The 8803-nt window shown below is 42.2% G+C and carries 5 protein-coding genes and 1 pseudogene; all 6 read right to left on the reverse strand.

The features are described from left to right. Positions 1-30: 30 nt before the first annotated feature. On the reverse strand, positions 31-1056 hold the full coding sequence (locus IBX40_08425; protein ID MBE0524339.1) for a restriction endonuclease subunit S: 1026 nt from the start codon (positions 1054-1056) through the stop codon (positions 31-33). Continuing rightward, complete coding sequence (locus IBX40_08430) at positions 1049-1300, reverse strand: hypothetical protein (GenBank protein MBE0524340.1); 252 nt, start codon at positions 1298-1300, stop codon at positions 1049-1051. The genes IBX40_08425 and IBX40_08430 overlap by 8 nt, the downstream gene beginning before the upstream one ends. Beyond that, positions 1297-2379: a DUF1016 domain-containing protein gene (locus IBX40_08435; protein MBE0524341.1), complete on the reverse strand. Its 1083-nt coding sequence runs from the start codon at positions 2377-2379 to the stop codon at positions 1297-1299. The genes IBX40_08430 and IBX40_08435 overlap by 4 nt, the downstream gene beginning before the upstream one ends. Beyond that, positions 2376-3920 carry an SAM-dependent DNA methyltransferase gene (locus IBX40_08440; protein MBE0524342.1) on the reverse strand — a complete coding sequence of 515 codons (1545 nt, stop codon included), beginning with the start codon at positions 3918-3920 and terminating at the stop codon, positions 2376-2378. The genes IBX40_08435 and IBX40_08440 overlap by 4 nt, the downstream gene beginning before the upstream one ends. 222 nt (positions 3921-4142) lie before the next feature. Continuing rightward, positions 4143-5225, reverse strand: coding sequence for an MBL fold metallo-hydrolase (locus IBX40_08445; protein ID MBE0524343.1), 1083 nt, complete (start codon positions 5223-5225; stop codon positions 4143-4145). A 202-nt stretch (positions 5226-5427) separates the two neighbouring features. Beyond that, positions 5428-8668 (reverse strand): annotated as a pseudogene (locus tag IBX40_08450) (type I restriction endonuclease subunit R). Between the last annotated feature and the right edge of the window lie 135 nt (positions 8669-8803).

Consider the following 8803-nt stretch of genomic DNA (forward strand, 5'->3'; position numbering starts at 1 on the left):
TAGAATTATATTCAAACTATTTAAATATTGTCAATTAATTAGGGACACGACCAAAATTGGGTTAACCGTTTTGTCAAAGTCATCTAACGAAAGTAAAAGGGGAATAGTAATACTAATTTCTTTAAAAACGGATTTTGCAATTTCTTGGAAAACTGAACCATTCCCTTGATTTTTTATTCCATCCATATTTGCTTTACACCATAAGTAAATAAAGTAGTTTGAAACCATCTTATCACAAACAATAGCAATGTAGCCTTGATTGATTGCAAGAGGAATTTCCGTAATCGCTAAATAGCCTATTGGGGCACGAGAAGATAGTAAAACTGTACCAATTGGTAATAAGCCAGAACCGATTTGTGCCAGACCTCTTTCCGTTATTTTTCGTCCGGTATCGAATATAAAAACAGATGTATGATTCGATAAATCCCTCGGTGATGTCCAATAAATGTCACCATCCCAATACTCGGATTTTTTAGTACTTGGTGTTGTTCCTCCTTTGACAGAAATTACATCATTGAGAACCCCTTCCTCCCACCCCTCATCCGCCTCCTCCACAAACCCCTGCCTGAACAGCGTTTCCGCCATGGCTTCGAGAGTCTGGTTCTGGCGGTGGAGCAGGTCTATCTTGTCATCGAGGCTGGAAAGCACAGAGGCAATGGCGCGCTGTTCTGGGAGAGGTGGGAGTAAAATGTTCTGTGAATAAGCAGTATTGCGATTTAATCCCGGGACTGCACTGTCCTCATTAAGTTCTTCAAGTCCAATTGTTTTTAATAAATAGTATATAAAATCTAAACTATATTTTTCATTATCCGGTAAAATATAATACGCAGTATCAATACAATAGAATGGATTTCTTGAATAGTATATCTTACCAACAGTTCCTTTTCGCCCAATAATTAGCCCTTCAGAATTGACTAATGGTTTATTATGATAACCTGTTAGGCCAGCAGAGCTGTAAACAGGGACATTACCTTCAATTCTTTTGTGTTCAGGCAAACCTTTTCCATAATTTAAAACTACCACATCCCCCAGCTTGCACTCCCTCCACTCACACATCCCGAACCACCCTTCTAATCACCACTGCATCAAACGTTTCCTCCTCCCCATCCTCCACAACCTGAAATTCACCTTCATAATACTCATTTTCAGGCTCATGCTTCACCTTAATAATACCTGGTTGATAAAAGTTCTCAAAACCATTTTCATAACCGCTGGTCAATACCGGCAGATCATGTGGCAGGGTTTTTAAAAATTCAACTAACTGACCGACTGTGGAATGGAATACTTCTTTTTTACTCATTGCGATTCCTCCACTCCACTCAATTCTGCCTCAATCTCTTCAATGCTTGGCAGAGATGATCTGAATTCATCCGGCAGGTTTTTTGTGATTATGTATTCACTCACCCCGATCGGTTTATGAACATCCTTCAGGGAATATTCCACAACCGTATCATTTTTTGATTTGCAGATAAGAATACCGATAGTGGTGTCATCCTGTTCTGATTTTAAAATTCCATCCACAGCAGATACATAAAAATTAAGTTTACCGGCAAATTCAGGTTTAAATTTAACCGCCTTTAGTTCAACCACCACATAACAATGTAATTTTACATGATAAAACAGAAGATCAATAAAAAACTCATCACCTGAAACTTCGAGCTTGTATTGTTTTCCCAGATAAGAAAAACCAGCCCCCAACTCTAATAGAAAATGAGTTACATGGTTAATCAGAGCATCTTCCAGCTCTTTTTCATTATGCTTTTCTGTTAATGCCAGAAAATCAAAATTATAGGGATCTTTTAAGGTTTCTATTGCCAGGTCAGACTGAGGTTCGGGCAATGTTGCCTTAAAATTGTTTATGGCTTTACCTTCACGCTTGAACAGATTACTTTCAATATGATGAGTCAGAACAGATCTTGACCAGTTATTTTGAATGGTTTTTTGAATATAGAAGATAGCTTCATCTAAGTTTTTACACTTGGAAATGATGGCAATATTGTGTCCCCATGGAATTTGGGTTATTTGGGCAACAGCTTGTTGCTCAATTTTTGTTTCTAATTGCGAAACAGCTTGTTGCGCAATTGGCTTTTCATTTGTATAAAACAGATGCCATTGCCTTATAAGTTCAAGATTTCTTTTTGAAAAACCCTTCATATCAGGAAATTCTACCATTAGATCGTGGCTGAGATTTGAGAGAAATCCATCGCCCCACTTCGCAGTAGCTTGCTTTTCAACAATATCAGCGCCAAGCTCCCAATAAAACTGCAATAGTTCAGAATTAACTTTAACTGCCGCTTTTATCTGAACCAATCGAACTTTATTTTTAAGCTCTTTCAACCAGACAGAATAATCTTCATCGATAGTTAAGGAGATATTCATACCAGCTTCACCTTTTTCAAATTCTCAGCAATCAAAGCATTAAGATGTTCTTCCTCTTTCAACTGGTCCTCAAATTCCGCTTTCAGTCTGGTAAACCGCTCATTAAAATCAAAATCATCATCCTCATCAGGCAACCCCACATACCGCCCCGGTGTCACCACATAATCCAGTTCGCGCACCCGCTCAATTGAGGCGGAATTGCAGAATCCCTTCACATCTTCATAATCCCCGTCCGGATTGCGCCAGTTGTGGTAGGTGTCCGCGATCTTCTGTACATCTTCATGTGAGAATTCAAGGGTTCTGCGGTTTATCAGGTGCCCCATGTTCCGCGCGTCAATGAACAGGATCTCGTCTCTTCTGTTCCTGTATTTGCCATTGGCCTTGTTTCTGCTCAGGAACCATAGGCTGGCCGGGATCTGGGTATTCAGGAACAGTTTTGGCGGAAGGTTCACGATGCAGTCCACCAGTCGGTCCTCCACAAGTCCTTTTCTGATATCACCCTCACCTGACGACTTGGAGGTCAGAGATCCCTTGGCCAGAACAAAACCTGCCTGACCACCTGGATTCAAATGATAGATAAAGTGCTGTATCCAGGCATAGTTGGCATTTCCGGCAGGCGGAACACCATATTTCCACCTCCCGTCCTTGCGAAGCAATTCGCCGCTCCAGTCACTGTCATTGAACGGAGGATTGGCTATGACATAATCCGCTTTCAGATCTTTATGGGTATCGTTCAGGAAGGAGCCTTCATTGTTCCATTTGACCTGTGAACTATCTATGCTTCTGATGGCGAGGTTCATTTTTGCCAGCCGCCAGGTGGTCTGGTTGCTCTCCTGTCCGTAAATCGATATGTCGTTTACTTTTCCCTGATGGTCGGCAACAAATTTCTCAGACTGCACAAACATACCGCCCGAGCCACAGCAGGGGTCAAAGACCCTGCCATTGTAGGGTTCCAGCATTTCGACCAGTAATTGAACTACACTTCTTGGCGTGTAGAACTGTCCTCCCTTTTTGCCTTCTGCCAGAGCAAATTCACCAAGGAAATACTCGAAAACATGACCGAGAATATCAGCACTTCTGGCTTTTGCATTACCAAGAGCAATGTTGCCAACAAGGTCAATCAAACCGCCAAGACTTGTCGGGTCGAGGTTGCCTCGTGCATAGACCTTTGGCAGCACTCCTTTGAGAGTAGGATTCTCTCTTTCGATTGCGTCCATTGAGTTGTCAACGTCTTTGCCAATTTCTGGCTGTTTGGCTTTTGATTGCAGATATGACCAGCGGGCAATTACAGGGACAAAAAAGATATTTTCCGCTCTGTACTCGTCCCTGTCTTCAGGGTCAGCACCGGCATAATCGCCTTCACCTTGTTTAAGTTTGTTATAAAGCTCCTCGAAAGCATCAGATATATATTTTAAAAAAATCAAACCAAGGACTATGTGTTTGTATTCGGCAGCGTCAATGTTCTTTCTGAGTTTGTCCGCTGCTTTCCAAAGTTGTTTTTCAAGAGGTTCTTCCTGATTGTTATTCTCGTTCTTTGCCATTTTATCAATCCAGCCCCTTCAATTCACCTTTGAAATATTCGTTACCGGTAATAGTTTATAATATTTATATCATTTTAAACAATCTTACGATGCATAGTGGCCGTTTTGAGGGCAAGGTATACCCCGACAATATTCATGACCTGTATAAAAGATGTTAGGATTGGTAATAAAAAATTAGGGATAAATGGCTAAGTACACAAAATGATTTCCTCAGCCGGGTTCTTATTTTTCAACAGAATATCCAAGTTTATTCCAGCTTAACATTCCGCCTTCCAGATTATATATATGTTTGAACCCTGCCTGCATCAGTATCTGGGCTGCAGTATGGGCACGTCCACCTGAACGGCAAACTGTTACTATCTCTTTATCTTTATTTTCTTCAAGCTCAGAAAGACGATTTGTGAGGCTTCCAATAGGAATATGTTTTATTCCTGGTAAATGCCCCAGTTCGCCAGCAAGTTCTTTATCTTCCCTTACATCAAGAAGGACAGGGGCTTTACCTTCATCCAATCTCCATTTGAGCTCTGCGGCCGGGATCCCTGGGACCTGGATATCATTGACACCATGATCAAGTGTACCTTTTACTTCACATGCAGGTACATCAACAGGGACCCAGGCAGCTTTTGGGTCGCGGGCGCATGCATAATTCGATATCAGGACATCTTTCATCCATTCAGCTGATCCGAGTTTTAGGTCCTGAAGATATTTTACGAATTCCTGCTTCGACCTGGATTTGAGATGAGAATTTGTAATCTTTTGGTTTGCCAGACTTGACGGTGTGCGATTTCTGTAATCATGTGCTGGATAAACTATCAGGTCGTCAGGAAGTTCCATAATACGCTTAAGGCTTTCCCAGTGTGCTCCAGGGTCGCCTCCTGGAAGATCGTCTCGTCCCGCTCCGCCGTCATCCAGGAAAAGTGTATCTCCTGTCATGATACGGTCCGGAAGTATCAGGCATATGGAATCTACCGTATGACCGGGAGTATGCATCACTTTAACAGGAAGATCATCAATATGCCATTCAAAGTCATCGATCACACGTAAACCAACGCAATGGGCCGGTGCACTGGTATGCATCACATATTCACAGTCTGTTGTGTCCTTAAGAGCAGAACAACCCGAAATATGGTCGGCGTGGGTATGTGTATCAATAACATATGTGAGCCTGAATTTCTCTTTCCAGAGCAGCTCGAGGTATTCTTCCAGATGTTCCAGTACAGGGTCAATAAGAACCACGTTGTCTGAGTCTCCCGGGCCTACAAGATATGTTTTGCATGAATGCGGGTTTAACTGACGAAAAATCATATTCTCCTCCCCTTTATGGTCAGGGACGTCCTGACATAAATTTAGATTTCTTCAAACCTGAATATTACTATTTTTAATATTCCCACATTATATTTTATTCTATTTTTAATAAAGCTATTGCATTGAAGTATCCTTGTGAATTTTAATGTTAAGCATGGCGACTCCCTGTTCAGTGAAAGCATACGGCAGATATCGTCTCCCATCATCCCCTATTTGTTATTTCATCTGCAATCAATTCCGCCTGCTTAAGCACTGTTTCTGTAGCGAGTGCTTGCATATCTGGCGGATAACCATATTGTCTTAATGTCCGTTTTACAATCACTTTTAATTTGGCCCTGACGCTTTCTTTAATTGTCCAGTCTATCGATGCGTTCTGTTTAACCTTCTCAAATAATACAACAGCCAATTCCCGTAGCTTCTCTTTTTGCATCAATTCTCTTGCACTGTCATTATCTGCAATTGCTGTGTAAAAAGCATATTCAAATTCAGACAATCCCATATCCTGAGGCTCTTTGTCCATCCGCTTTATTTCTTTACTGAGTTCAATCAATTCTTCAATAACTTCAGCCGCAGTTATGACTTTGTGATGATATTTTTTGATGGAATCTTCCAGCATTTCCATTAATGATCTGCTTTGAATGAGGTTCTTCTTTACCCGGGCTTTTATTTCATCATTGAGCAACTTTTTCAGAACTTCCATAGCGATATTTTTATGTTCCATATTCTGGACTTCTAAAAGAAAATCTTCAGATAATATGGAAATGTCAGGTTTTTTAATTCCTGCAGCATCAAACACATCTATCACCTGTTCAGTAACAAGGGCTTTATCGATAACTTGCCTGATTGCGGTTTCAATCTCCTCGTCTGTTTTACCTGTTCCAGTGCCGTCAAATTTGACAAGTCTGGCTTTAATTGCCTGATAGAACGAGATTTCGTCTTTTACATCCATTGCCTGCTCGTGTGGAATGGCTATGGAAAATGCTCTTGATAACGCAGTTACTTCATCGAGGTACCTTTTCTTACCATTTTCAAGACCCAGGATGTGTTCCTCTGCTGCAAGTATTATTGACAGCTTAGTCGAAGTATCCGCTCCAAAGTAATGCTCAAAGGAAAATCCATGAAACATCTGGGATACGATCTCCAGTTTTTCAAGCATCAATTGAACTGCCTGCTCCAAAAGGACAGCAGGATCGCCTTTCCCGCCACTGTCAGAATAGAATGATAAGGCTTCTTTCAGGTCGGAAGCTATTCCCAGATAATCAACAACCAGACCACCCGGTTTGTCTTTTATAGACTCTGTTCACCCGCGCAATTGCCTGCATAAGGGTATGCCCTTTCATTGACTTGTCAATGTACATCGTATGCAGACATTGAACATCAAAACCAGTGAGCCACATATCCCGAACGATGACAAGTTTCAATTCGTCTTCCGGGTCTTTCATTCGTTCTGCCAGAGCTCTTCTCTGCTCTTTTGTCGTATGATGTTTTGATATTTTTGCCCCGTCAGAAGATGCAGAGGTCATCACAATCTTGATCTCGCCTTTTTTAAGGTCATCATTATGCCACTGCGGTTTGATTTTGATAATCTCATCGTAGAGGTCGGCAGCTATCCTTCGCGACATTGCAACGATCATTCCTTTGCCTTCAAACACTTCCTGTCTTAGTTCGAAATGAGTTACAATATCCTGTGCAATCTGCCTTATTCGATCCTGGCTGCCGATTAAGGCTTCCAGTTGTGTCCATTTCGCTTTGGCCTTCTGGGTTTCTGCCAGGTCTGCTTTTTCCAGTTCTTCATCCAGTTCGGCAACCAGTTTTTTACCTTCCTTGCTGAGAGTGATTTTTGCCAGCCTGCTCTCGTAATAGATCTTTACCGTGGCGCCGTCCTCCTCAGCCTGGGCTATATCATAAATATCAACATAATTGCCAAAAACGGCAGGAGTATTCACGTCTGTTTTTTCTATTGGCGTACCGGTGAAACCCAGATATGTGGCATTGGGCAGGGCGTCGCGAGTGTATTTCGCAAAACCGTAAACGATCTTTTTACCGATTACGTTTCCCTGTTCATCTTTGGCATCAATGGTTTTTGCCTGGAAGCCGTATTGTGTCCGGTGCGCTTCGTCAGCTATCACAATGATATTTCTCCGGTCTGATAGTCTCGGGTAAACGTTTCCTTCTTCGGGCTGGAACTTCTGGATGGTGGTAAACACCACGCCACCTGACACGACATTTAGCAGCTCTTTCAAATGGTCCCTGTTTTCTGCCTGTACAGGTTCCTGTCTGAGAAGTTGCTTTGAAGCGGCAAAGGAATCAAAAAGCTGGTCGTCTAAATCGTTGCGGTCCGTGATCATCACTACTGTAGGGTTGTCCATAACCAGGACGATCTTACCGGTGTAAAAAACCATGGAAAGGGACTTACCGCTTCCCTGCGTGTGCCAGACCACGCCGCCTTTTCTGTCTCCAATGGGTTGTTTTTTCACTCCTGGTAAATCATAACTTTCTGGAGGATCATAATGTATTCCACAATTTTGCCAATCTTCCACCGCAGAATAACCAGATGCCCTGAGTGTCGATTCTACTGCCCGGTTAACAGCATAGTACTGATGATAGGTAGCGAGCTTCTTTACGGTTTGAATAGTAATAACGCCAGTGTCTTTGTCTTCTTTTTTTGATTTTTCAAACACAATGAAATGGCGGATAAGATCTAAGAGAGTTGTTTTATTCATCATCCCATTAATGAGAGTTTCCAGTTGACCAATTAAAGGCGAGGCTTTAACTTTGCCATCTGAACTTTTCCATGCCATAAAGCGGCTAAAACCTGCTGAAAGAGAACCTGATTTTGCCTCAAGACCATCTGAGATGACCATGAAACCATTATAGGCAAACAAAGACGGGATTGTCTGTTTGTACGTCTGGAACTGTCTGAAAGCAGACCTTACTGTTGCATTCTCATCGGCAGGATTTTTCAGCTCTATAACAACGAGGGGCAGGCCGTTAATAAAAAGGATGATGTCAGGGCGTTTGTTCACATTATTTTCTATGACAGTAAATTGATTGGTGACAAGGAATTCGTTATTTTCAGGATCGTTAAAATCTATCAGCCACACCAGATCGCCCCTGTCGGCTCCGTCTTTCTGATAGCTTACCTGTATGCCTTCGGTAAGCATCCTGTGAAATTCTTCGTTGTTGGCGATGAGTTCGGGCGAATTAAGGCGCTGTATCTGCTTGATGGCATCTTCTCTTGCGTCTGCTGGAATTGTGGGGTTGATTCGGCCGACGGCTTTGCGCAGGCGATCTAAGAGGAGGACATCTTCAAATCGGTTCCGTTCCGGAGTGGCGCTATCAGGGGCAATGTCGGGAGCATAGATGTACCTGTAGCCCTGTTTTTCGAGGAGTTCGATTGCTAACTCCTCTATGGCGGATTCGGTAATCTTATTTGTTGCCATCTTTTTTCCCCGTTATTTGCTGTATTTATTTTTCCATCTTCGACAGTATGTCGGAAATCCCGACACACTGAATATTTCTACATGCGTGATCGGTTAAGGAATCTAAAAGGCTTACTGCTTCTGTTTTTTGAATAT

The organism is Methanosarcinales archaeon (assembly GCA_014859725.1).
In the GTDB taxonomy this organism is placed as follows: Archaea; Halobacteriota; Methanosarcinia; order Methanosarcinales; family Methanocomedenaceae; genus Kmv04.